Annotated in this window: 25 protein-coding genes; 3 read left to right on the forward strand and 22 right to left on the reverse strand. The window is 58.3% G+C overall.

Annotated features, from left to right (window positions below; all coding sequences use genetic code 11):
* Positions 1-234: 234 nt before the first annotated feature.
* From ACTHN9_RS21930 to ACTHN9_RS22005, 16 genes are all read right to left on the reverse strand, one after another.
* Positions 235-717: a DUF6714 family protein gene (locus ACTHN9_RS21930; RefSeq protein WP_440538881.1), complete on the reverse strand. Its 483-nt coding sequence runs from the start codon at positions 715-717 to the stop codon at positions 235-237.
* Positions 714-1,649, reverse strand: coding sequence for an RHS repeat-associated core domain-containing protein (locus ACTHN9_RS21935; RefSeq protein ID WP_440538882.1), 936 nt, complete (start codon positions 1,647-1,649; stop codon positions 714-716). The genes ACTHN9_RS21930 and ACTHN9_RS21935 overlap by 4 nt, the downstream gene beginning before the upstream one ends.
* Positions 1,650-1,682: 33 nt before the next feature.
* A complete protein-coding gene (locus ACTHN9_RS21940) occupies positions 1,683-1,970 on the reverse strand; it encodes a PAAR domain-containing protein (RefSeq protein ID WP_440539046.1) in 288 nt (95 codons plus the stop codon).
* Between the two features lie 308 nt (positions 1,971-2,278).
* Positions 2,279-2,779, reverse strand: a complete 501-nt coding sequence (locus ACTHN9_RS21945; RefSeq protein WP_440538883.1) for a hypothetical protein — start codon at positions 2,777-2,779, stop codon at positions 2,279-2,281.
* 1 nt (position 2,780) lies between these two features.
* Complete coding sequence (locus ACTHN9_RS21950; RefSeq protein ID WP_440538884.1) at positions 2,781-3,242, reverse strand: hypothetical protein; 462 nt, start codon at positions 3,240-3,242, stop codon at positions 2,781-2,783.
* Between the two features lie 13 nt (positions 3,243-3,255).
* Positions 3,256-3,552, reverse strand: a complete 297-nt coding sequence (locus tag ACTHN9_RS21955) for an RHS repeat domain-containing protein (protein WP_440538885.1) — start codon at positions 3,550-3,552, stop codon at positions 3,256-3,258.
* 15 nt (positions 3,553-3,567) lie between these two features.
* A complete protein-coding gene (locus ACTHN9_RS21960) occupies positions 3,568-3,963 on the reverse strand; it encodes a PAAR domain-containing protein (protein ID WP_440538886.1) in 396 nt (131 codons plus the stop codon).
* Positions 3,929-4,309, reverse strand: coding sequence for an ankyrin repeat domain-containing protein (locus ACTHN9_RS21965; RefSeq protein WP_440538887.1), 381 nt, complete (start codon positions 4,307-4,309; stop codon positions 3,929-3,931). Before ACTHN9_RS21965 ends, ACTHN9_RS21960 begins: the two co-directional genes overlap by 35 nt.
* Positions 4,310-4,521: 212 nt before the next feature.
* On the reverse strand, positions 4,522-4,938 hold the full coding sequence (locus tag ACTHN9_RS21970; protein WP_440538888.1) for a hypothetical protein: 417 nt from the start codon (positions 4,936-4,938) through the stop codon (positions 4,522-4,524).
* 521 nt (positions 4,939-5,459) lie between these two features.
* Positions 5,460-5,663, reverse strand: coding sequence for a PAAR domain-containing protein (locus ACTHN9_RS21975; protein ID WP_440538889.1), 204 nt, complete (start codon positions 5,661-5,663; stop codon positions 5,460-5,462).
* 293 nt (positions 5,664-5,956) lie between these two features.
* A complete protein-coding gene (locus ACTHN9_RS21980) occupies positions 5,957-6,427 on the reverse strand; it encodes a hypothetical protein (RefSeq protein ID WP_440538890.1) in 471 nt (156 codons plus the stop codon).
* A gap of 164 nt (positions 6,428-6,591) precedes the next feature.
* Complete coding sequence (locus ACTHN9_RS21985; RefSeq protein ID WP_440538891.1) at positions 6,592-7,065, reverse strand: hypothetical protein; 474 nt, start codon at positions 7,063-7,065, stop codon at positions 6,592-6,594.
* Between the two features lie 398 nt (positions 7,066-7,463).
* Positions 7,464-7,793: a hypothetical protein gene (locus ACTHN9_RS21990; protein ID WP_440538892.1), complete on the reverse strand. Its 330-nt coding sequence runs from the start codon at positions 7,791-7,793 to the stop codon at positions 7,464-7,466.
* A gap of 12 nt (positions 7,794-7,805) precedes the next feature.
* The gene (gene tssI / locus ACTHN9_RS21995) at positions 7,806-13,655 is read right to left on the reverse strand and encodes a type VI secretion system tip protein TssI/VgrG (RefSeq protein ID WP_440538893.1); all 5,850 of its coding nucleotides are present in this window, start codon (positions 13,653-13,655) and stop codon (positions 7,806-7,808) included.
* Positions 13,656-13,868: 213 nt separating this feature from the next.
* The gene (locus ACTHN9_RS22000) at positions 13,869-14,441 is read right to left on the reverse strand and encodes a hypothetical protein (protein ID WP_440538894.1); all 573 of its coding nucleotides are present in this window, start codon (positions 14,439-14,441) and stop codon (positions 13,869-13,871) included.
* Between the two features lie 13 nt (positions 14,442-14,454).
* The gene (locus tag ACTHN9_RS22005; RefSeq protein WP_440538895.1) at positions 14,455-14,844 is read right to left on the reverse strand and encodes a DUF3592 domain-containing protein; all 390 of its coding nucleotides are present in this window, start codon (positions 14,842-14,844) and stop codon (positions 14,455-14,457) included.
* A gap of 341 nt (positions 14,845-15,185) precedes the next feature.
* Between ACTHN9_RS22005 and tssF the strand changes: the two genes are divergently transcribed.
* A complete protein-coding gene (gene tssF / locus ACTHN9_RS22010) occupies positions 15,186-17,024 on the forward strand; it encodes a type VI secretion system baseplate subunit TssF (RefSeq protein WP_440538896.1) in 1,839 nt (612 codons plus the stop codon).
* 48 nt (positions 17,025-17,072) lie between these two features.
* On the opposite strand, the gene ACTHN9_RS22015 is transcribed toward tssF, so the two are convergent.
* Positions 17,073-18,026, reverse strand: a complete 954-nt coding sequence (locus ACTHN9_RS22015) for a LysR family transcriptional regulator (protein WP_440538897.1) — start codon at positions 18,024-18,026, stop codon at positions 17,073-17,075.
* Positions 18,027-18,127: 101 nt separating this feature from the next.
* Here ACTHN9_RS22015 and ACTHN9_RS22020 point away from each other — a divergent pair, with 101 nt between their 5' ends.
* Positions 18,128-19,486 carry an NAD(P)/FAD-dependent oxidoreductase gene (locus tag ACTHN9_RS22020; RefSeq protein WP_440538898.1) on the forward strand — a complete coding sequence of 453 codons (1,359 nt, stop codon included), beginning with the start codon at positions 18,128-18,130 and terminating at the stop codon, positions 19,484-19,486.
* A 383-nt stretch (positions 19,487-19,869) separates the two neighbouring features.
* Positions 19,870-21,276, forward strand: a complete 1,407-nt coding sequence (locus ACTHN9_RS22025) for a sensor domain-containing diguanylate cyclase (protein ID WP_440538899.1) — start codon at positions 19,870-19,872, stop codon at positions 21,274-21,276.
* Between the two features lie 95 nt (positions 21,277-21,371).
* Here the strand turns inward: ACTHN9_RS22025 and ACTHN9_RS22030 are convergent, their stop codons facing one another.
* The 5 genes from ACTHN9_RS22030 to ACTHN9_RS22050 all read right to left on the reverse strand — a co-directional run bounded on the left by ACTHN9_RS22030 (position 21,372) and on the right by ACTHN9_RS22050 (position 25,257).
* The gene (locus ACTHN9_RS22030) at positions 21,372-22,760 is read right to left on the reverse strand and encodes a sensor histidine kinase (RefSeq protein WP_440538900.1); all 1,389 of its coding nucleotides are present in this window, start codon (positions 22,758-22,760) and stop codon (positions 21,372-21,374) included.
* Entirely contained in the window at positions 22,757-23,443 is a 687-nt protein-coding gene (locus tag ACTHN9_RS22035; RefSeq protein WP_440538901.1) for a response regulator transcription factor, read from the reverse strand. The genes ACTHN9_RS22030 and ACTHN9_RS22035 overlap by 4 nt, the downstream gene beginning before the upstream one ends.
* Before the next feature lie 108 nt (positions 23,444-23,551).
* Positions 23,552-24,280 carry a cytochrome c biogenesis CcdA family protein gene (locus tag ACTHN9_RS22040; RefSeq protein ID WP_440538902.1) on the reverse strand — a complete coding sequence of 243 codons (729 nt, stop codon included), beginning with the start codon at positions 24,278-24,280 and terminating at the stop codon, positions 23,552-23,554.
* A gap of 30 nt (positions 24,281-24,310) precedes the next feature.
* A complete protein-coding gene (locus tag ACTHN9_RS22045; protein WP_440538903.1) occupies positions 24,311-24,691 on the reverse strand; it encodes a thioredoxin domain-containing protein in 381 nt (126 codons plus the stop codon).
* A gap of 107 nt (positions 24,692-24,798) precedes the next feature.
* Positions 24,799-25,257, reverse strand: coding sequence for an Lrp/AsnC family transcriptional regulator (locus ACTHN9_RS22050; protein WP_440538904.1), 459 nt, complete (start codon positions 25,255-25,257; stop codon positions 24,799-24,801).
* Positions 25,258-25,346: the final 89 nt, after the last annotated feature.

Consider the following 25,346-nt stretch of genomic DNA (forward strand, 5'->3'; position numbering starts at 1 on the left):
ACATCATCGAGACAGCAGCACCCAACGCAACAGTCAAAAACATTGCCAATATTTTGTATAATTTAAATAAATTATCAAACACCGCAACCCCAGCCCACACTAAACAATGGCACGATTTCCACCGCTCCCCACTCTATGCTGATGCATGATACGTCTAAATAAAAACCAAACCCCCGTCGACCGCAAGATAATCCCATATATTAAAATTCAACACCAACTCTCTTTTCTATTTTGCTACATTCTATTCTTCAGTTTAAATTTATCCCGAAGACAACCATGCGCAATCAACGCGACATCTGGATTGTGGAACTTCCACTCAATCTCACTCATTTCAGATAAAAAATCCAACACTACTTGCATCTGTGCATGCGTGTAACTGTGCATAATCGATCGCAAGTTATCCTCGGCCTTCCCCATCCCCATATCACGCAACCTGTAGACGACAGTATCCGATATCACATCAGCATCATCAAAATCGACAATAGAAATTTTCATAAACAACGGAAGAAAGAAAGCGAATGCCGCTGGCAACATGAAGCCCAAGCATGCAGACGGATCGTGCGGATAGTCTTCGTTCAGCTCCCGCAACGTCACATCGAACCTCGCCCTATCTCTGAAAAACGTTTCAACCCCACGCGACTCAATCCCCCCCCCCGTACTAATCGCTTCATTAGCCGGGAATTTCACGTTTGAAAACACAGAGAAGTCAATGATCATTTTAGCAATCCATCACATTTTGCAACGCTCTCCCATGCTTTGATCGCCTCATTACGATGAGTCGCATCTCCGCCGGCAAAGCATTTTTTGTTTATCAAATCGCGCGCTTGCGCACATTCAACGTTACGCTGACGCATTACGAGTATCGTTGTCTGATCCATATTGGCTCGGCAAGACCGTTTTTCCCCCTTGCACGCGCGGTCGACTTCATCTTGAAGTCGTCGATGCTCACCGGGCGCACAATTCCCTGGCGCTTGCATTGTGTCCGCGATCGGGCTCACTTTGCTTCCGGAGCTATCGGTCGTCATCGAACTTGCCATCCAAACAATGGCACCGACACCCGCAAGCGCCCCGACGACGCCTCCAATAACCGTGCCGACCCCGGGAAACACCGCTGTTCCCGCCGCTGCCCCAAGTTCCGCGCCAGCAGCTACTGTTGCGAGCCCAAACGGATCCACGGCCGCAGTTGGCCCGTTGTCCGCGTAGGCGTACTTATTTGCCCCCGCGAGCAACCCGATCGGGTCCTGGTTCACGTAGCGCCCTATCTGTGGATCGTAGTATCGATGCCGGTTGTAGTACAGCCCAGATTCTTTATCACGGTACTGCCCCGGGAAACGGATCGGATTGTCGATTTTGTCAGCAAACTGGTGCTGCATTTGCCCATATGCGTCGAAGTCAGCTGCCCATACAACATTGCGATTCTCGTCAAGCAACTCCTGCGGCGTGCCCAGATGATCGCAAAGGTAGTGGCAGCGCGTACGCCCCTCCAAGCGAGCAAGAGGTCCGCGATGATCCGGGTGCGGGATGTAGGTCACGACGGCATCGTCGCGAGCGGTTGTGCCCGCATGCAACTCCTGCAACATCCAGTCGCCGTCCCACACCGTTTGTGGTTCTCGCTTAGCTGCATCGTCGATGCGTTTCCTTTTATTCAATCAGGCGCCCGTTTTAGGCGCATAGTCGCAATATCAACGGTTCCCGCGGAGGCCGTACTGGTTCGAGCCTTGGACGATCGCATGGGAGCCGCCACACTTGGGGCATGAAACCTTATGGCCAACACCGGCTGCGGGCCTACCGTCGAGGCTCGCGTGGCCAAAGCCTTCGAGCACGGTACCGCCGTGATCCGTCGAATCACCCTTGCGAACGATTGGTTTCATAGCTGAGACATTCTCCGACAGCGAATAACGTCGCGCAGGATAATTTTGTATGCAAAGACCATATACCGAGCAAATCCAAACAAAACTCACATAAAACATCAAAGGAAATACATCACAACTCCAACAACCCACATCACACCGATGAACGCGGTCCACATCCACGACAAAACCGCCACCTCTTTTCGAAAGGGTTTGTCACTCAACATCATCGACACAATCGCATTCAAATTCACAGCCACACACATATCCAGGATGTCTTGCAATTTATCAAATTTCAGCCATCAACAACATCTATCAATTAATCAACCAGATGAACTTGACTTGATCATCCTCAATCGCCCGCATCCCGGAGAGCCCAGCCTCCATATTACATAGCAATCCGCCTCGCGAATTTATCGATTGAACGCCTACTTCTTTGTGTCACGGTTATCAGAATGATTCACATTCGGCTTGGGGCAGTATGAATCAGAAGTTTTATCCGACGTCCACGCGAGTCTAAAATAATAATCTCCGCGATCTGCATCACGAGACTCAATGATCAAACTCACTCCACCTCGACAGAACTTAAGCGCCTTATAGCCAACCGATGCCTCTATGTCTGCCTCCTCCCAACCCGAACGAGGGGCGCTTTTCTTGTAAAATTCAATTGTCTGCGACGGATTCAATTGAGAGTGAAGGTAACCCCTCAAGACCACAAGAGAATTTTTATCAAATGACGTTGGTCCATCGACCCATCGATCTCCCTCATGAATCGTTATCCCCTTCAAATTCTCCTGAAGACCCGAAACACCGAATTTTTGAGCAGGAACACCCTCAACGAAACGCGTAATACGATCCGTACCAACCAAAAACAGAATAATAGAAAGCAACGCAGATGCCACATAAAGAAATCTTTTCTTTTTATTCACTTCACCACCCCGGCAAGTTTTTAAATACCCTGGCCATGTAATCAACCGGCTGAAACGCAAACCCCGGCGTACCAAAGCCAGCCTCAATCGCACTACCCGATGAATTAAATGAGTATGCGCCTCCGATACCCACTAGGCCAGGACCAAAGAAAGCAGACACCCCGGCACTGGCGCCAGACACGAAATCGTCGACGTCCTGAGGGGTATGTTTTTTCGCACAAAGCGTTCCCGCAGTTAGCGATATTCCGAATTTTTGAAAGAATGTCTTCTTCGTTCCATCAGCATTCGGCAACCAAGGCCCCACTACCGATGAGGGCGCGCCATGAGCAACCCCATATCCTATAAACAGGCTACCGTTTCGCGTATAAATGACATCAGCAGTTCCTATTGATGAACTAACGGCGAGATGGTAAAAATCCGAAGCGCCCGGCGCACTCATCCCACAAAGCGACGGATCCGCCAAACACGCGCTATCGTCAAGACCCAACGCATCCGTGCGCCCAATCGGATTGCCGTGGACGTAAGAATAGAAGTTCGCCCCCGCTTTCAGGCCGATCGTAGTATCGATGCCGGTTGTAGTACAGCCCCGATTCTTTGTCGCGGTACTGCCCCGGGAAGCGAATCGGATTGTCGATTTTGTCGGCAAATTGGTGCTGCATTTGCCCATAGGCGTCGAAGTCGGCCGCCCAGACGACGTTGCGATTCTCGTCGAGCAACTCCTGCGGGGTACCAAGATGATCGCAAAGGGAGTGGAAGCGCGTACGGCCCTCCAAGCGGCTGGGGCGTACTCATTCGCTTGCGAGAAATCCCTGCTGGCTCGCAATCAGCGATGCCCCACACGCTGTCTTCATGCCATCCAGAGCCACGGCGCGACCATCTATCGCGTACTGGCTCGAACCCTGAATGATCGGGAATGCCCCACCGCATTTGGGACACGCGACCATGTGGCCCATACCGGCCGCTGATCTCCCTCCCAGATTTGAAGAAGCAAACCCGTCTAGTACGGTGCCACCATGGTCTGTGCCGTCACCGTTTCGAACTATAGCTTTCATAGTACAAACGCCTCGATCAACAAAATGAATCAGAAAACCAATTTCATTCAGATGCCGTGTCGACTTCACCTTCAGCGTCAGCTTCTCGAACAGCAGTTTACCGCAGACGCCCTTTGTCAAAAAGGCGAACAATCGCTGCCTGCTCGCCCAATCGAGCAACGTCTAACGGAGTCTGCTCGAACTCGTTCCGCGTGGTTCTTTTCGCGCCGATCTTCAAAAGAAATTTTGCCGCGTCAACCTGGCCCATCATGGCAGCCTGATGTAGCGGCGTGTTACCCAAATCTCCCGCAGCATTCACATCGGCCCCCGCATCGACCAAGATTTTCATATCGTCGACAGCGCCAACACGAGCAGCTAGATGCAAGAGGGTATCGTCCACAGCCCCCCGTTGATTCGGATCAGATATTTCCAGACCCAAAAATTCGGGGTGGCCCTTATATTTTTCGAAGACTGACTTCAACTGGTCTTTTGAGGACATTGTGCACATTTCCTATTATGCTCATCCTTCAAATTCTGAAGGCTATTCTTCCATCCCGTAATTTTTTCGTCATGCCGCCCTGGCAGCCATTTTTCGCCCCATGCTTCATACGGGTCAATGCATTGCTCTGCATGATCGATCTGACAACGTTGAACAATCGTTCCCGCCGGGAGACGGCGGTGTATCACAGAACCGTTTAGCCTTGGCAGGCCTCATCGGAAGCGAAGCAAACCTTCCAACGGCGAAAGAAAAGAGTCGCGGGGCACAAAGTGCCATTCGCAAGCTTCTGAATCGAACACCGCAATCTGATCGTAGTCGTCTACATCCGCTCTGATATCCGAATCCGCGTCGCACAGCGCCTTGAGTGCATCGCTCAGCATGCGCACCTTGCTGCGCGGTTCGATGACGAGATATTCTTCGCGCCAAGCGTAGATACCCGCGGATTCGAACAATCCCTGCATCGTCATCAGCGCTTGGGCCTCGATGGCGATGTCGCGCGCTTCCGGTCGGGCGGGTTGCAGGTGCCCGACTCCGGCGAGCCGTCCGCCCGGCCGTTGCAGGACCCGATAACCCTTGGCGCGCCAACCCAGGTGCACCACGATCGGCTTTTGGGTGACGCCGTCGACCAAGAATTCCCGTTCGAGACTCGATACAGGGGTGGCTTGGTGCGTTTCGCCCGTTTGCCCGAACAGCGCCAGGGTGTCTAGCAATGCGTCGAATCCCCTTAGATAGCAGCGCGGCACAGCGTCGTCGGTCGTTGCCTTGCTCACTTGTCCGTATATGCCGTCCTCCAGCCGACGCACGACGTATCCGTCGAAAGACATGGCCGGGCCGACAGCGTCGGATTGGTGAGAAATTTTCATCAAGGTTCTAGCTCAAAATTCGAAGAAGAGGGTGTTGCGGCCGCCGAACTTCTGGGCCTTTCGCTCGTTGCCGGAAAGTCGCAGCGTCAGCCGACCCGGCCTGAGCAGCGTCAGGCTGGTGATATGACGGTCGCAAAGCCGCTCGATTTCTGCCAGCCGCGTTTTCCGCAGCAGCGAGAAAAGCGGCGGAGATCGACCTTCCCGCTATCGCCCAACGGCTGAGCCAATTCATTCGTTTGCGAGAAACCCTTGCTGGCTCGCAATCAGCGATGCTCCACAAGCCGTCTTCATGCCATCGAGAGCGAGGCTCGGCCATCAATCGCGTATTGGCTCGAGCCTCGGACGATCGCATAGGAGCCCCCGCACTTGGGGCATGAAACCTTGTGGCCAACACCGGCTGCGGGCCTACCGTCTAGGCTCGCGTGGCCAAAGCCTTCGAGCACGGTACCACAGTGATCCGTCGAATCACCCTTGCGAACGATAGGTTTCATAGCAGAGACACCCTCCGACTGCGAATAACGTCGCGCGGGCTAGTTTTATATGCAAACATCATATGTTAATCAATTTCAGACAAAATTCACATATTCGACAGACTTGAAATGTCAGGCCAGGCTCCGCAATATACATCTCCCTTGAGGATTTCGAGTTCCAGGCATTCGTCCAACCAACCCTATAGTATTCGGATTCCCCTGCACTTGCGCCCTCAACGCGTTGTCGACATCCGTCCCGACGCGCTTCCGCGCGCCCTCCCCCGTCAAAATAGAATCGAAACTCGAACCGCAATTCATTTATCCGGCGGGCAATAGGATTCTAGCGCAGAGTATTCCGTCCACACGGCACCCAAATAGTAGCTTGTAGTCGATCCGTTATTAGATGCATCGACAAACAAACTCACTCCGTTCTTACAGAATTTGACAGACTGACCATCCCCCCCTTTCCGCGAATCAACCTCAATCCAACCTAGACCACGCGCGACGCTTCGATAGTAGCTAATGATCTCAGCCGGCGCGGCGTTGGAGCGGAGATTTCCACTCACTCCATCTATCGAATTCTTATCAAATGCAGATGGAGATTCTATCCAACGATCATCATCACGAATCTTAATTTTTTCAAATTCATTTTTAATAACTGCCAAACCAACTTTTTGTGTCGGAATACCTACAAAAAAACGGACCACCCGCTCTCGACCAATCAACAATATCGAGATAGAAAGAATCGCGGATGCCACATAGAGCAGCTTATGTTTATTTTTCATCCCACACTCCGCCTAGGCAGGCAAATTACGCAAAAGCGGATGAACATCCCCAACGAACCCCAATGAAGCCAAAGAGTAACAATGCGACACAGCAGTCCATCCACCAGAGCCTACCGCTTCGCACCGAAATTTCAAAAACGAGCGCAATAAACATTCTCCAAAATTCACTCATTGCTGTGCGGACAATACGCATCAAGTCCCTTTGACGCCGCCCATGCCACCCCAAGATAGTAGTCAATCCCAGCAGCATCACGGGAAGCAACGATGTTCAAGCTCATCGCATTCTTGCAGAATTTGACGGTCCGCTCGCCATTTCTATCCTTAACACCAGCCTCGACCCAACCCAGCGGGGGCAAGGCTTTCCTGTAGTAATTAAAAATATCATCCAAGCTGGCGTGCGACTGGAGATGACCACTTACAGCATCGATCGAACTCTTATCGAACGATTGCGGCAACGAACTCCAAACATCTCCATCGCGTATCTTTATCTTCGCAAATTCCATCTGAAGCGTCGAAACAGCAACTTTGTTTTTTGACACACCAAAGAGAGACTTTACGAAATTCTCCCGTCCAACAAAAAGAATCAAAAGACAAATTACAGCGGATACCACATAAAGTACCTTATGTTTAAATTTCATTTACTCCACCCAGGCAATCCAGTGAATAGCCGATGCATGTACTCAACAGGTTGGAAAACCACCCCCGGCGTTCCTAAACCAAATTCAGCAGAAGACCCCGTCGAATTAAAGGCATACGCTCCCCCAACACCATAATAGGCAGATACTCCCGCACTAGCTCCATCCACGTAGTTATCAACTTCCTGCCCACTCCAGTGCCTCCGCTCGTCGTATCCGGAGGCGCGGGAGGCGTATCGAGCCCCACGTCCGCCACCAGCCATGCGCGCTACGGCGGCCGGCCACGTCCTTCGTGGTGCTGCCAGCGGTGCGCTGAGTCTCCTTGTGCAGCGCGTCGCACTCGATACCCTTGACTGGTGAGACCGCCCATCGATGCCTGCGTCAAATTCAGCCGTCGTCCTCTACTGAGGATGTTCATTGGTTAGCCTCATAAGAGTTTCGTGCACATCCTTGTCATAATTGATTGCTTTGGCGATATACGTCCTAACATCTTGCGCCATCAATGGATCAGGATCTAAAAAGGTTAGCCTCACCAATTTAATTAGCTCCTCCTTAGAAGGCTGCCTTTTTAACCACCAATGAAATGCTCCATTTCTATCATGTTCAGCCCCCTGTTCGTCCCCAGGCGAGTAAAGAGAAAGCTGCCCCAAAAAGAGTTCATCGGGATACATCCCAAAGATCTCCCATTCAGCGGGAAACATCATGAGCTTAAGAAATTCCACTTTATTCATCGACCTATCCCCTCACACCTCTGGACCTTCGACTTCTCCGCCCATCGTCCGGAAGATGGCGCACGCGTCCACGTCACCCGATTGACACAGCGCCTTCGCAGCTCCTTTTACCGAATCATGGATCACAAAAAAATCACCAAATGATCCAAGCAACTTCCCGAAACTGAAAATCTCACGCTGCCTTTTCGTCAGAATAATTTTAGCTTCATCGGAGAGTTTCTTGCAAAATCTCGTTTGTGCGTTACTCATGCGAGCTGCATCCGCTGAAGAAAACGGCTTCCATGTCTCGGTGCTTACCCTGGGGCCGTCGTTCTTTCCAAGATGAATATGGTCGGGGCCATGTTCAGCTCGATAATCCGTCACATTAGGACCGGGATTAGCATGAATAGACGTTTCTCCCGTTGCTCCGGGGATGTCCTTTCCTATGTCAACCAGGCCAAGTGGATCGAACCGGTTTATCGGATCTTGTTTCGCATATGCATACGGGTTTAACCCGCCGGCGAGCCCAATCGGATCCTTGCTGATGTAGCGCCCGACTTTTGGATCGTAGTACCGGTGCCGGTTGTAGTGCAACCGCGATTCGCGATCATGATACTGCCCGGGAAACCGAAGCGGATTGTCGACTTCTGCGACAAACTCTCGCCTAGCTTCACCGTAACCATCGAAGTCCGCGGCCCATACGACCCTCCGCGCGTCGTCCACTAGTTCCTGTGGCGTACCAAGATGATCGTTCAGGTAGTGATAGCGCCGCCCGCCCGAGATTCGGCTAAGCGGCCCCTGATGATCCGGATGCGCAACAAAGGTCACAACGACATCCGTTCGCACCGCCGCGCCCGCATGCACTTCTTGCAGCATCCAGTCGCCGTCCCAAACGAACAACGTCAAGCGTGGTAGCTCACCGGTCACCGTGTGAACCTTGGCGATTCGTCGCCCGAGCGCGTCGTATCGATATTCGGTGCGTGCGCCGTCGCTTTGCTCGACGCTTACGAGCCGATGCGCAGCGTCATATCGATAGCGCATCAGTTGGTTCGCCGATGCAGTTGTCTTCGCCTCGGCAGCCGCTTGCCGCGATAGCAACTTGTCGAGCATGCCTGACGGCTTCGAGACAAGCACGTTTGAGCTTGCTTGTGCGGTTTGCTCGGTTCGATTGCCGTGCCCGTCGTAGTCAAATCCATGCAGAACCGCAACTTCGGCGTCCGCATCGATGAACTGTATCAATCTGTCGCCAACGGCGTGCGACTCGCTTCGCGCTAGGGCCGACTCGGATAGGCGATCCCCCACTATGCGAGCAAGCAGGTTACCCGCTGGGTCGTAGCGATACGTTTCACTCGTTACGTCCGCGACGGCTTCGCCGCCGCTAGGCCGCATAACATGAATGAGCCTTGCAAGTGGGTCGTAGCTGTAGTGCTTTTCGCCGCGCCACGCATCCTTCAGGCTCACTAGTTGCCCCGCCCGGTCATAGTCCCACGTACGCCACGGGCGCGGCTCCGCGCGCGGTCCGCCGCGTTCGTCCAGATCTTGAAGGCGTTGGGACGCGATACGCCCCGCCTCTGTATATGCAAGAAGCTGTGCGACCGTTCCCTGCGTAGCAAGGACCGCACGATGTAGCGCGTCGCGCTCAAAACTCGCCAGCGACACACCGTCGAGCAAGACATCGTGAACATGGCCGCTGCCGTAACGCTGCCAAGCCAATTTGCCGGTACCGGGAACATACAATTCACTGCGATTTCCCGCCGCGTCGAGCCGGTGTTGCAGCCGCCAGACACGCCCGTGGTGCGACTGAATCTCTGCGGTCCGGCGCCCAGCGGCATCGTACTCATAGGTGATCTGCGAGGCCTCGCCCGCTTCCGGCTCGTGCCGTGCCTGTGTCGGAAGCCCCCTCTCGTCGAATGCAAACGTCGTCCGCACGCCATCACTGCCACGACGCTCGATCAGATGCCCGCGGTTGTCATAGAGCAAAGTCGTACTGAGTTGCCCGTCGCGCCCAAAGTCGATGCGCTCGACAAGTTCGTCGGCGCCGTTGTATCGGAACTGCTGGCGTCGGCCATCGAAGCCTACCTGTGCCGCGATACGCCCGCGCATATCGTAAGCGAAGCTGCTCCGCTCCCCTTTCGGGTTGATCAGTACGGTCAACCTCCCCTGATCGTCGTATTCGAATCGATGAGTACCGCCAACTGCGTCGGTCGCGATCAGCGGCCGGCCATACGCATCCCACGCCACTCGTTGGATGCGGCCCAACGGATCGATATGGGAAACGGGTCGCCCCGCGTCATCGTACGCAATCTTCCACTGCCCCAAGCCAGCCGGTTCGATCACCGTAGGCTGCCCCGCCGCATTCAGCTTCGTCTTGCTTGTCTGCCCGAGCGCATTCGTTTGGCTGACCGGACGCCCTAGATCGTCGTAGCCATACTGCGTGGTGAACCCCGAGCAGTCCGTGCGCGCTACGAGCAAACCCGCATCGTTCCACTGCATGTGAGTCACGTTACCCAACGCATCGGTATGCGCAACCGGCAGCCCCTTATCGAATTCGGTCGACTTCGTGTTTCCGAGCGGGTCGATTTCTTTGACAAGATGCCCCTCGGCATCGTATTCGCGCTGCCAGATCTGGCCCGCCGGATCGGTGATGCGGATGGGCAAGTTCTGTTCGTTGTACTCGATGCGCGTCAAGTATCCAGCCGCGTCTCGAACCGCAACCGGATTACCACGCTCGTCGCTAACGGTTTGCGTCCTTCGGCCCAACGCATCGACGCGTGCCGAGACGTTGCCCTTGTCGTCGAATTCGGTGATTTCGATACTGCCATCCGGGTGAACGATCTGGTCGATCATCCACAGCCCGTTATGGCGATACGCGGTCACGTTGCCCATGGCATCCGTAACCCTCGTGCTTTGCGTAGCCGGCGCGTACTCGAACCGTGTTTCGCGGGTGACCATCGGCTTGCCGGCTTCGTCTCGCGTAAAACCGTATGTGCGCACGCAGCGTGCGGACGGTGCATCGCCGTCCCACTCGGACACGAACGTGGCACCGGCAGGCGTCTCGTAGCTTGTCAGTAGATGGTTGTGGTAAGCGTATCGCCAAACACCGCCACCCTGATCGACTGCTTTAATCAGATCGCCGTGGTCGTCGTATTCGTAGGCCGCGAGCTTCGTTTTCGAATCGCCCTGCTCGTCCAACAGATGGACTTCGGTCACGCGACCTTGATCGTCGTGTCGGCACCCCACGTTGTACACGTTGTTCCGTATTGCTTGGAGGCTGCCGCTCTGCGTGTAGGCGAACGAGAGCGATTGCCGGTCTCGCGTCTCCAGCCGGCACAGTTGCCACTGGTTGGGAATGACCGGATGCGGTTCGTACGTTTCAACGGCACCATCGGAGAAACGCACAGCGTAAACCGCATGCCCGTCGCGATCGTCGAGCCGAACAAGCGTGTACTTTTCCAGCGGATGAAAGTGTTCCTGCCCGACCTCGAGTAGGGGAAAGTTCAAGCGGCGGCCATCGAAATCGATATAGACGAGCTTGCCCGCACCGTCTGGCGCCGTTTCCAGCCGCACCTCGGTCGCGTATTGGAGCTTCCAGGCCGCGCCGAGGCTACCGGCCCGCTGATCGGCGCTACGGTACCGGCGATTCCACCGAATCGGCAGCCGCCCCGGCAGCACGAAGTCGTCATGCTCGAGCAGTTTCTGACCAGTTGCAATGTCCACGGGGTGGGCCGACATCGCCTTACAAATGGCACAGTCAGCCTCGGTTACCGGCGCCAACGATTTCGCCGAGCCGCTGCTTTGCGTCACCGGCCCTTCTAAGTAAATCGCCGTGCCCTTCAAGTGAATGCCTGAGGCATCGATCGTGACCGTCCCACCAGGGCCAATCAACTGCGCAGTCTTCGAACCCGACAAGCTCGCCTGCCCTTGATCCGTAATCCGAATCTGGTTGCTCTCCGGGCTCGACACCGGCGCCGGCAACTGCGGGGCGAAGTCCGGCGACGGCTCGATCGGGTTCGCCTGATCGGCACTGACCGCATCGCCTACCGCTTTGCCTCGTACCGTCACGGTGTACGAATGGCCCACATGCGCAGTCCAGTCCTGTACCACGCGGTCCGTTCGACTAGTCCCCACCGTGCTCGCCATCTGCAAGCCGACATTGCGCAGATACAATCCGCCGACATTGACGTTGTACGCCATGCCAACATTGAACATGGCGCCGAGCCCCACGCTGCTCACGGAAGCCAGCTTCACCGTCTCCTGCTTATAGCCATCGGTGCTCAGCTTCCAATGACGCCCCACATGCCCGGTCTCGTCCCGCCCGACCGACTTGCTGCGGTCGTGACCCACGGTATGCGATTCGTCATGCTCGACCTCGATGCGCTGATCCTTCTCGGCGTGCAGCCAGATCTCCTCTTGCCCCTTCTTGTCTTCGAACCGCAGCGCATTCGCGTTGGCGGAAGTAGCGCCCTTGCTCGAACGCGTGAGAATGCCGCTTTGCGTCGCGTTCGCCGGCAGCGACCACGGTGGAACGTTCACCGCGTTATAGACACGGGAAATAATCAGCGGGCGGTCCGGGTTCCCGTCCAAAAACAGCACGACGCCCTCTTCTCCGATCCGAGGAATTTGGATCATGCCGAAGCCCTTGCCGGCCCACTGCTGTCCCACACGCATCCAACACGAGCTGCGATGATCCATTTGACCGAGGCGATCCCAGTGGAATTGGCCCTTCACCCGGCCTAGCGCATCGGTATAGATCTCCTCGCCCTTGGGGCCGACGATCGTCACCGTCTGGGGTCCCGCGATCACCGGGCGCTCGATGGTCAGCGGCGGACGGTAGGGAATCTTTTTGCGGATGCACGTGAAGCTGCAGCTGTACGCCGCCGCCCCATCCCCCGCCTGATAGTTGTTCTGCGCGCGGTGGGTGGCCGTCACCACCATGAACTGGTTGTCCTCGGGGTTCGTACTCGTGTGGTCGTAGTGGCCCTCGAGTTCGAAGTAATGCCTCGGCATCAGCCTGCGGCTGGTCGTCACGCCCGAGAAAATCTTGCTGCCCGCGGCCAGCGCCTCGGCCCGGAAACGCGCCAGTTCGTTGCCGCGATCGCCCGCCGGGTACGCGTGCGAGCCGAGGTAGTCGTAGATTTCGTAGGACGGCACATCGCCTTGCTCGATCGATGCCCGCTGCACGGCCGAGCGGCGTGCAGCAGGCACCTTGTAGTCGACCGTCTTGATCGCCGAGACATTCGACTCCAAGTGCCGCGAACCGTGGAACGCGGTGACGACATCAACGTCGTCCAGAATTTCGTCCTGCGAATACAGCAGCGATGCACTCAGCCCGCCGATCGGTTTCGCTGTGGTCGAGCTGTCGGTCACGACGAGCTTGTGGCCCGTCTTCGTGTGCTCGAAATAGAAGAACAGCCCTTCTTCCTCCATCAAGCGCAGCGCAAAGGTCAGATCCGTTTCTCGGTACTGGGTGCAGTAACTGCGATTGGGCGTCGGCTTCGACAGCCTAAACTCGAACGATGCAAGCGCGCCGTATGCCCGAAACACCTCCGAAAGAATGCTTTGTGCCGTCTCTTCCTGGAATATCCGCTGGTCTTGCCGCCGCGAGAGCATCCATAGCCACGGCCGCAGCGTCGCGCGATAGACCGTGAGCCCACCGTCGGTATCCAGATGCGAAAAGTTCGTGACGTAGCCGTGAAAATGCCGCCTTTCCGAACTCGCCCACGCGGTTGTCAACTCGAGACTAAGCGTAACCGGCTGGCCAATCATCTGCTTCAATTCGATATTGGCGTCCTGCGATGCAAATCGAACATCGATTTCGTAGACCAGCGACAACCCTTCGGCACAGTGAAAATCGATTGGAACCAGTTCCGAACGGCCGGTCATCGGAGTCTTGGCACCGATAAGACGTTTATTCTGAAGCCGCAGAAAGGTCGATGAACCGAGGATATCCATAGCAGATTTGTCGATACGTCACATCAAACTTGCCACGCACGATATGTGCGGGCATCTATTGCCTTCACATTCGCGAAAGCGGCTGCCGCTGCCATCGAAGCAATGCAAAGCACGCCAAAACCGATCACGCAGGGCGAGACTGGGTCAATGCATGTACCCGATCAAGACGCCAGCGCCGAAGCCGGCCTGCAATCCCGCCGACCGACCGTGCATAAACAGCAGCGCCGGTGCTTGAAAGATGGCCTCTTCAGCCATCCAAATCCGAGACGGGCTGGTGAGCCCGAATGCGAGCTTGGCTGAATTGATCCCGAGCAGCATGACCGTACCCGCCTGGCTCACGACTACGCCGGCAGATCCATCGAGATAAACCGTCGCGCCCTGAAGATCCGAACGAGTCAACTCGTCGCCTCGAAACGCACTCGTCATAAAGACCGCACCGCCGCTCGGAAAGTCGAACGTCGAACCAGCGCCGCCAACATTGCGGCCAGCGACCTTCGGCACCTTGATCTCGGGAATCGTGAACCTGGGCAACCTGATGCGAGGCAGCTTCAGTCCCACACCAAACCCTACGCCTACGCCCCCGTAGTAAAAGCTCTGCGCTCGCTCGTTCGGAGCGGTCAAAATAATGTCGCCACCGGTTGCCATCACAAATTCGATGCTCGCCCCGCCACCGGCCCCGGTGGAATACTTCCAGCCGCTTTTTCTCAACCACGACATTCGGCGGCACTCCTCAACCGGCTTGCCTGTTGCGCCGCGGCAAATTCAGCACGCCGCACAGGACTGCAACGCCACCCATAAACCCGAGGACGAGCGGCGTATCCCAAATCGCTGCAAACGCATCGACCGTCGCACTATGACTGGGATCGTCTGCCAGATATCGGACGGTTACCGCTTCGCCCTCTTTCATTCTCGAGACAAGACCACCTTGGGGATAGGAGATACGCTCGCCTGCATTCGTGACGAACTCGATTTGCGGATGGTATCCGCCGGCATTGAGCCGAACGACCCGCCCCGGCGCAATACTCGATGCACGCAAGAATTCCCGAGTCGACTGTGCACTCCCCGCTGCGCCAACGAGTAAGCCGATGCCGATGACGATTGCGCTGATGGATTTGAACATGAAAGACTTCTGGCCCATTGGTTCTTGTTTGCGGATGCTCCCGCTTTTGAGCCCGCGATTCTAATTGCAAACGGTCGGCGCGTAAATCGATTAGACGGCACGAAAACGATACCACCCCACGCAAGCAACAATTACCTAAAATCACCACCAACGCATGACAAAATGAAATTTTTACCTCGCCACTCGCACAATGAGATTCACTCGGCCGCCATCGGCAATGCATTGCCTCCAGCCCGTACTCCGCGTATATTTCGGCCCGCGCTGCCAAAATGCATGCCGAACAAACCGTAGCGCCAATTACAATTCGGCCGCCGAACCGATACTTGATACAAGGCTACTCCATGGACGACTTCGAATCGTTGCTACCGTATTTCGAGCGCGAACTCAATCAACTGCGCCGAGACATGCTGCGATTCGAGCAACAACACCCAGCGGCGGCGGCCCGGCTATCGATGTCCGGGGGACAAACCGACGATCCTCATGTCGAGCGCATGCTTCAACGCGCGGCCCTGCTCAATGCGAGGGCCGCGATGCGCATCGACGATCACTATCCCGAGTTCACCGATGCGGTAATTGAAACGGTTTTTCCCGCCTATTTGAGGACGATTCCATCTTGCTCCATCGCCCAATTCGATGTTGCAGGGATGTTCGACGGTCTCACCAGCGCGGTCTCAACGCCGAGAGGCACCGAATTGGAGCACCGCCCGTCGCTGTGCCGATTCAAGACAGCGTGGGATGTGACGCTCTCCCCGCTCAGCATTACGCGCGCGCAGTTCTCACAGCCGACCGTTGCCCCCGTTTTGCCTGCCGGAGCATTGCCGAGCGATATGGTCGGCATCGTTTCCATCGAATTTGCCGCACCGGATCAAGTGCTGGCGTCCGGGAATGACCTCCTGCCGCAGACGCTACGCGTTTATTTGCACGGCGATCGGTTTCTCGCGGCGGCGCTCATCGATGCCCTGCTATTGCATCCGCTGACAGCATTCGTTGAAGCAAACGGTAGCCGCCGCTGGCAGGCGCTCGAAACCAACCCAACGTCTGCAGTCGGTTTCGCCGATGACGAAGTGATCGTCGAAGAGCCGAGCCACGCCCAACAGCCAGCGCTACGATTGCTGCTCGAGTACGCCGCCTTTCCGCATAAGTTTCGATTCGTCGACATCGATTTCGCCGCACTGTTACGCACGGCCGGTGCTTGCAACAAACTTGCGTTGCATTTCCCGATCGCGGCGAAAGCGGCGGATGCATCGACGATACAGCGTTTCACCCAGTTGAACGCGCAACATTTGCAGCTGTGTTGCACGCCCGTCATCAACCTCTTCGACGCCGATGCGACGCCCGTCGATGTTTCGGCGGACGCGCAGACGTACCCCGTCACCCCACCTAGCGGCGACGGCGCGGCCTCCGTCATTCATTCGATCACCTCCGTGCGCATGATGCGTGGCGCCGAAGGCGGCACGCCCGGCGCCGAGATACCCGCGCACAAGTCGTTGCAACATTGGTCGCCCGCAGGCGTGTTCTGGCTACAGGAAATGAATAGCTGGGAAATCGGGCGCGGCACCGAGATTCGGCTCGTCGATCTCGACGAACGACCTGTAGTGCCCGACGCGTCCAAGCTTGCCATCAAGCTCACGTGCACGAACGGCCAAGCGCCGACCATGATCGAGATCGGCGCACCCGCCGGCGATCTTCATAGCGAGGAATTGAATCTAAGCGGACCGATTCGGATGCTGGTGAACCCGTCCGCGAACAGTCAACCGCCAGTCGAGGACCGCGCGCTCTGGCGGCTGCTATCCGCCCTATCGCCTAACCATACGGCACTCTCGCCTTCCGGCCTCCCCGCGCTGCAAGCGTTGCTCCATCAGATTGCAAAAACAGGCTCGCCGGATTCGAGTCGATATATCGCCGGTATGACACGGCTCAACGCGCGTTCCATCAAGCGCGTCATCAACATCGCGGCCATTCCGATGCCGATTTTGGTGCCTGGGATTCAGGTTGCTTTGACGATAGACGCAACCGCGTTCGCGGGCCACCCACTCCACACATTCACACAGATGATGGAGCGCTTCTTCTTGCGGTTCGCGCAGGGAGACTGCATTGAGTTGGTGGTGACGTCGAAGCTCGGCACAGAGATCTATCACGGCGACCCGCAGTTGGGGCCCGCGGAGTTCGCTTTGGGATAACGGACTTAGTCGCGGCGACTGCCGCGGCTAGTCGCGTCCCGCTCTCATTCACTTGCGCGCCCGCCGCGTCGATCTCGAGATCAAATCGTCGATCACGGGCGCGCCCTGTTTAATCAAGAAGTCTCGAAACAGCCCCGTTACCTGCGAGATGCGGCGATCCGCCAGCGTGACGACGTACCATTCCCGTTCGATCGGATTGCCGGGAAACGGTAGCGGCCCCAACAGCCCCGCCTGCAATTCGAGCGCGCAAGCGTGTAAAGAAAGAAACGCGATGCCGAGGCCCGCTTCGGCCATCTGCTTGATCGCTTCGTTGCTCGACAGCTCGGATCCCAAATGGAACTTCAGGCCCGAGGCTTTGAACAGATTCTCGACGGTCGTCCGAGTCCCTGCGCCGCGCTCGCGCACGAGTAGGTGCGCCGCTTCGATATCCTTCAACGCCACCCGCTTGCGTCGCATCAACGCGTGCCCAGGCGCGGCAACGAACACCATCGGATGCTTCGCGAATTCGACCGCGTGCGTGCGCAACTCTTTGGGAGGACTACCCATGACGGCCAAATCGATTTCGTGCGCCGCGAGCATGCGAACGATGTCCTCTCGATTGCCCACCTTGAAATACGTTTTGACCTGAGGCCGCGTCTCCGTGAATTTGACGAGCAACGGCGGGATCAAATATTCCGCCGTGGTGATCGCCCCAATCCGCAACGTACCGCCGAGCACCCCCGTGAGCGCCGTGACCTCGTCGGCCGCTTCGCTCCACAAATGCAAGATCTCCCGCGCATAACGACCGACGATTTCCCCCGCTGTGGTCAACTGCACGCCGCGTCCCACCCGTTGTAGCAGTGCCGCGCCCACCGCCTCTTCGAGCAATCGGATCTGCAGCGAAACCGCAGGCTGGGTGAGATTGAGTTCTTCCGCCGCCCGCGACACGCTACCGAGCCTCGCCACCTGATCGAGCGCCTTCAGTTGGCGGAACGTCGCAGCCTTTCCTATAAGTGAATACATATAGGTCGCCTATAAACATTAAATTGTCTTTACCCAACCAGGACTATATCGTCGAATCTCGAAAGCCGACATCCCTATCGCATCCTGAGTGGAGCCTTGCCATGAACAACGCACTCTTCACCCCCGTGGCGGATCGCGCGACGTGCGTGCCTCGTATCGTGATCGTCGGCGGCGGCGCCGGCGGCCTGCAATTGGCCACACGCCTGGGCAGCACAGTCGGGCGAAAGGGACTCGCCGAAGTCGTGCTAGTCGATCGCTACCCGACGCATTTTTGGAAGCCGCTCCTGCACGAGGCAGCCTCGGGCCATCGCGATCCGGCGTCCGATACCATCGAATACGCGGCGCAGGCGCGTCAGTACGGCTTTCATTTCGTTCAAGGCGAACTGCAACAGGTCGATCGGATCCAACGGCTCGCCACGCTCGGCGCCGTGCTCGATGCGGACGGCGTCGAAATCTTGCCGCAGCGCGTGTTGCCCTACGACGATCTCGTGCTCGCGGTGGGAAGCGTGACGAATTTCTTCGGCGTGCCCGGCGCATCGCAGTTTGCGCTTCCGCTCGAAAACGTCGAACAGGCCGAGGATTTTCGGCGTAAGTTTCTCGCTGCCTGCGCAAAGGCCAACCATTTGGCGGAGCAGCGGCCAGAGCAACCGGTGCAGCCCATCTGCATCAACGTGATCGGAGCAGGCGCGACCGGCGTGGAATTGGCCGCCGCATTGCGGCACGCGAGCAATCAGCTCGCCGCATATCGCTTCAAGTCGTTGCTTCCCGATCGCGACGTCCGCATCCGGCTCATCGAAGGGAGCGCGCGCATCCTGCCTGCGCTCGACGAACGGCTTGCGACGCGCGCCCACGCCCAACTCGGGCAATTGCACATCGAAGTCCTGACGGGCGTGCGTATCGCGCAGGTCGCGCACGACAGTATCGCGACGGCGACGGGCGACCGGCTAGCCAGCGACATCACCATTTGGGCCGCCGGGGTCGCCGGGCCCGCGGCTCTTCGCGAGATCGGCAACCTGAGGTTGAACGCGTCGAACCAGGTGATCGTCACGGAAACGCTGCAAACGCCGGACGACCCGCATATCTTCGCGTTCGGCGATTGCGCCGCCTGCTCGTCGGACGGTACGAGCCGCGTTCTGCCGCCGCGTGCACAGGTGGCTCACCAGCAAGCCGTGTATCTGAGCGCGAGCTTTGCACGACGCCTCGCCGGAAAGACGATCGCCGGTTTCACGTTCCACGACGCGGGCACAGTTGTCTCTCTGGGCCACGCCGGCGCGCTCTTTCAGCGGCAACTCGGGGTGCATCGCCGCTCGCTGATCGTCGACGGCTTGGCCGCATCGGGCCTCTATAAGGTGCTTTACCGCAAGCATCTGCTGGGTTTGCACGGCACCAAGCGCACCTTGCTTCGATCGATCGGCGACTGGTTGCGCGGCTGGAACGAGCCGTCGATCAAGTTGCATTGACCGTTTAGCGCGGCCGCAGCGGGCGTCGCAGCCATCGTCGCCGCGGCGCCTGCCCATCGCTGCCCATCGCTGCCGCTCGGCCATCGCTGCGCCAAGCACCGATGGCGCCGACGGCACGCCGGTGCGCGCTAGTGTCCTGACTAGGTGCGACCGCCTTTCGTTTCGTCCCCTTCTCGCCGCGGCGCCGCACCCGCGCCCTTCAGATTTCCCTCCATCTGCCGTTGTACAGGGGAGTTCACCTGCGCTGCGAACTCCGATCTTCAGCATCGAGCGCCGCCGATCCGCGAGCCTCGGGGGCTGATGCAATCGAACGAAAGCATTTTGAAAGATTACGAGGCACGTGGGGCCGCGATGCTTCGCCATTTCAATCTCGATGGACCACGGTGTCCCCACAGCAAGACCGGACAATGGAAGCCACGCTGATCCAAGTGCCCACACACCGAAGCCACCGGATGGCTGTCGGGATCGCGGCCGTTATCGTCTTTTGCGTCACACTGGCGGCATGGCCGTACCTCACCGTGCCGCTCGCCGTCGTGCCCGCGTTCGTGCCGATCTACGCGACCTCGGTGGTGCTGACGGAGGGATTGACAGCATTTTTGCTGTGGACGCAATACCAGGCATCCGGGCGCTTCTATTTCGCTGCCTTGGCGAGTTCATCCGCGTTCGTCAGCGTGGCCGCCGCATTCCACCTGGCCCTCTATCCCGGTGTGTTTTTTGCCGCGCACTCGCTCGGTACGGGGCGGCAAACGGCCATTTGGATTTGGCTGCTTTGGCGCGGCGGATTCGCCGTGCTGGTCACGCTCGCGCTGGCGGCCAGGGGCCGACCGCGGACCGATCCCGCCAAGCGGCGATCGTACGGACTCCTCATGATCGGCAGCTCGATCGTAGGCTCGGGGGCATTGTGCCGCTACGCCGCACGAGCGCGCGACCTGCTGCCGGACCTGGTTGTCAGCGGCGGATCGTATCGGCACTTGGCACTGAGCCCGGTCATGCTCTCCGTGACGGCGACTTGCTTCGCCGCGCTGGGGACCCATCTGTTCGTCACGAGACTGCGCACGCTGATGGACCTCTGGCTCGCGGTCGCGCTGTTCGCCGGGCTCGCCGATATCGCGCTGATGCTCGGCGCCGGCGCGCGCTATAGCCTCGGATGGTACGCGGCCCGCATCGCGTCGATGGTATCGGCCAGCGCGCTCCTCGGCATGCTGATGTACGAAACGAGCCGGACTTACTCGAAGCTCGCCGAGGCACACCGCTCGCTCAAGGAATTCTCCGTGCGCGACGGGCTCACAGGCGTATTCAACCGCGCCTATTTCGACGAGCGTTATCCGCGCGAGTGGGCGCAGGCTGGCACGTCCGCGTTGCCGCTCGCCCTCTTGTTGGTGGACGTCGATCACTTCAAGGCCTATAACGATGCGTTCGGTCACCTTGCCGGAGACGAATGCCTTCGTCGGATCGCGCACACGCTGGACAAGGCGTTAATGCATCCAGAAGACTTCGTCGCCCGCTACGGCGGCGAGGAATTCGTCATCGTGCTTCCGGCATGCGACGCCCTCACCGCCATGGCGACGGCGGAGCGCTTGCGGCGTTCGGTCGCCGAGATGGAATTGGCCGGGCCGGGACCGAGCGTGCGGCATGTCACCGTGTCGATCGGGCAGGCCTCGAGCGCTTCGCGTGCCGAACTTGACCCGTCCGCTCTGCTCGCGAGCGCGGATACGGCGCTCTACCGCGCCAAAACGTCAGGACGAAATCGCGTCGAATATGACGCGGGCGAATCGAAGGCCGTGGCCTGACAACCAACGACGGTCGAAAACTAGCCCCCTCGCGCGCCGGGGTCTGAGCGATCCGTCGCGCATGTCGCCCCGTCTTTACGCAACGCCAAGCACGGCTATCGCAGCGGGGCCACGACGCTATCGCCCATACCAGGCAATGCGATACGAAACAAGCTACCTGCCCCTGGCTTGGCCTCGAACTGCACCGTACCGCCGTTGAGCCCGATCGCCCAGCGCGCGATGGCCAACCCGAGCCCGGAGCCGCCCGTCGCTTTGGAACGCGCTGGATCGACCCGATAGAAGCGCTCGAAGATCCTGTCGCGATGCTCGGCCGCAATACCAGGCCCGTCGTCCTCCACTTCCACCAGCGCGGCCAGATCGGGGCCACGCCGCACGCGCACGACGATCTGCCCTCCCGGCTGCGTGTATTGAATCGCATTGCCGACCAGGTTGATCAATGCTTGTTCGAAAGTGGGACGGTCGAGCAATACGTCGAGTTCGGCTTCCTCCCGAAATGCGAGCCGCTGCGTCTTCTCTTCGGCCAAGACGCGCAGGCAATCGACTACACCCAACGACACCTCGCCTAGCCTCACGTTCTGAACATTCAACGCGGGCCGTTCCGAATCCGCACGTGTCAAGGTCAACAGCCCCTCCAGTAGCCGCGTCATCCGCTGCGCTTCCTCCAAGATGCTGCCGATGGCTTCTTCGTGGGATGCCGCGCTGGCTTCGCCTTTCAGCGCATTCTCTCCCTGGCTTCGAATCACCGCCAATGGCGTGCGCAACTCATGGGACGCATCGGCCGTGAATCGACGCAGCTTATCGAAGGCACTCTCGAGCCGATCCAAGGTGGCATTGAATACCCGCGCCAGGCGGTCGAGTTCGTCTCGTCGCCGGCCGACGGGAAGCCGCAGCGAAAGACCGTCCGCCGTGATCGATTCGGCTTGGCGTGCCATGTCGTCCACGGGAGAAAGGAGCCGTCCCGCCAGAAAGTAGCCGCCGGGCACGCTGACGAGCAACATCCCCGGCACGCTGACGAGCAGCACCCATAGCAACCGGTGCAGATTCTCGACGGTTTGCTGATCGTCCTCGGCCACGCCGATCCGCCACGCGCGCCCATCGATCCGGATCGAGGCCTCGTGTATCGCATAGTGCCGTCCCGATGGCGACACGCGAAACGCGTACCCGCCTTCATCGACATTCGCGGGGGCCGACATTCCCGTGCGCGTCCATGCGGCGCTGGCATGGACGAGGCGCCCGCCCGCCGCCGAAACATAGAAGAGGCACCCCGGCAACGCTTCTTCGACGGATGCCAAGCGGCCGGGCGCTTGCGAAACCGCGTTCGTCAGCAGAGCCGATACGCCGTTCAACCGCGCGCGCGACTGCGCTACGCAGCCGGATCGAAACGTCAGGAATACGCAGCCCGCGAACAAGAGATAGATCAGTACGATCGATAGCGAATACCAACAGGTCAAGCGCCAGCGTATCGTGCCCGCCCACGCTTTCATCGGTTCGGCTCCCGCAAGATGAACCCCACGCCGCGGATCGTATGAATGGCCGGGTACGCGAAGCCTTGGTCGATCTTCTTGCGCAACCGTGTCATATGGACATCGATGACATTGTCCAGCGGCACCGCTCTGACCGAGACGTTCCAGACGTCGCGCGCCAGCATTTCGCGCGTGACGACCGTGCCCTGGCGCCGCAATAAGTATTCGAGCAGTTCGAATTCCTTTGCCGTCAGATCGATCGCTTGCCCGCCGCGCAGGACATCGCGGGTGACTACGTTCATCTCGAGATCGGCGGCTTTGAGCACCACCGCACGCTGCTCCCCGCGCCCCCGCCTAAGCATCGCCCGGATGCGCGCCAGCAACTCCGGAACGGCGAACGGTTTGACGAGATAATCGTCGGCGCCGCGATCCAAGCCCGAAACGCGATCTTCGACGGTGTCCTTGGCGGTGAGAATTAAGACCGGGGTTTGCAAGTCGCGCTTTCTAAGCGTCGACAAAACATCGAACCCGTCGCGCCCGGGCAACATGACATCGAGCAATATCAGATCGAAATGGCGTTCGTTCACGAGGAAGAACCCATCCTCGCCCGTGTGAGCGATATCCACGTCGAACCCTTCGTACTCGAGGCTCTCCTTTAAAGCCTGGGCAAGCTTCGTTTCGTCTTCAACAATCAGAATGCGCATTGTCCGTGACCCAGCGTATCGACCTTCGCAAAAACCCAAGCATACCCGGACAGCGCGCGATCGAATGCGCCCAACGCGCGTACATCGACTTTCAAGCGTCTGCGGCCTTCAGATGCGAGTCGTCAAATCGATCATCCAGGCGGGCGAATGATCGACCGCGAAGGCTTCGAGCGTCTTGTCGAATCCACTCAACGTCAGCACGCCGAGCAGACATAGCATGCCGCCGAGCGCATATTTCCCCGCCTTGCCGAACGACCCGAGCCGCCCACGCCAGCGGCCCGCCGCGGCGCGCGAAACCGAGCCGAGCAGCAGCATGGGCGTGCCCGCGCCGAGGCCGTAGATCGCCATGAGCATCGCCACGTGGCTCAGATCCCTGCCCCGCGCGGCGAGTGCGAGCGCCGCGCCGAGCGTCGGCCCGATGCAAGGGCTCCACACCGCACCCAGCGTGGTGCCGATAATGAATTGACCGCCATTTCCCCCGAGATTGAAGTGGCGAAGCAAGGTCTCCCCACGCCCCGACAGGCCGCCGGCGAGGCGCGCGAAGCGATGCTGAAGCGCGGGCACCATCAAGACGCCACCCGCAATAACCAGCAGTAGTGCCGCAACGTAGCGTAACGCGTCCTCGTTCAATCCCAGCGTGGCGCCGACGGTCGCCAGAAAGAGCCCAATCGCACTGAAGGAGAGCATCACGCCCCCCGTCAGCGCCAGTGCCCCGAATCGCCCCGATGCCAGCGCACTCCCGAGGACGATCGGCAGTAGCGGCAATACGCAGGGCGACAGTGTGGACAGCACGCCGGACAAGTAGCCCAGCGCGTACGTTGCGAAGCCGAACGCCATCAGCACGCTCCCATTCGAATCGAGCCGGTTTTAAAGTGTCTTCGCGAACAGGGCTTCGATCGAATCTTTGTCGGTATCCGCCATCGAGCGGCCGACCTCCGTGTCGCCCTTATAGGCGATGAAGACGCTGCGCTTCGTCAAGTGCAGCGATTGCATGAGGTCTTTGTCGGCATCGACATCGACAACCAGCACGGTGACGTCCCGAAATCGCGGCTCCTGCTCGATCGAGGACAGTAGGTCCTTCTGCTTTTTGCAGATGGGACACCAAGTGGCATCCGTGTGAACGACCACCGGCTTGCCTTCCCGACGCAGCTCGTCGTAAGTCTGCTGATCGAAATGACTCACTTCGGCCAATGCGCCGATGCTGACCGCCGACAGAAGGGCTCCGATAAGGACGCGCGCAAATCTCATTCGTTTCTCCTAGTGAGTGGCATCGTTGCGATGTCGGCAAAGACTACCAGCGCGCCTTTTCAGCGATCAACTGAACCTTTCATGAAGAAAAAGTAAGGAAAGCGCCTTCAGCGCCCCTTCTTCGGCTCGACGGGCGGCCGTGCCAACGGGCGTTCGGTCAGCGGGGTGGACATGACGATCGACGTGCGTGTCTCGCCATAGAGATTGATTCTGCCGATCAACCGCTCCAAATCCGCCATGCTGACCGCGACGAGCCGCATGATGTAGGAGTCCGCGCCGGTCACGTGGTGGCACTCGAGCACTTCGGGAATCGTCTCCAGCAGCTTGAGAAACTTCGATTTGGCCGGTTGGGGCACGGTGATCGCGATCAGCGTCGTCACCAAATAGCCCGCGGCAGCCGGATTGACGCGCGCCGCATAGCCTTCTATCACCCCGCCTTCCTCTAGGCGCTTCACGCGTTCCGTGACCGCCGGCACGGATAAACCGACTTGGCGCGCCAATTCCGTATAGGTCATGCGCCCGTTGCGCTGCAATAGCGACAGGAGCTTCCAATCGAGGTCGTCCATGGCGATAAAGTTTTTAAGGTCAGCGGTCCATTCTGCCTTAAAAGTCCTCTTCTTCGGCGGCTAGCGCTCGTCTACGATGGTTTCCCTCT

This window comes from Trinickia sp., from assembly GCF_051953405.1.
GTDB lineage: Bacteria > Pseudomonadota > Gammaproteobacteria > Burkholderiales > Burkholderiaceae > Trinickia.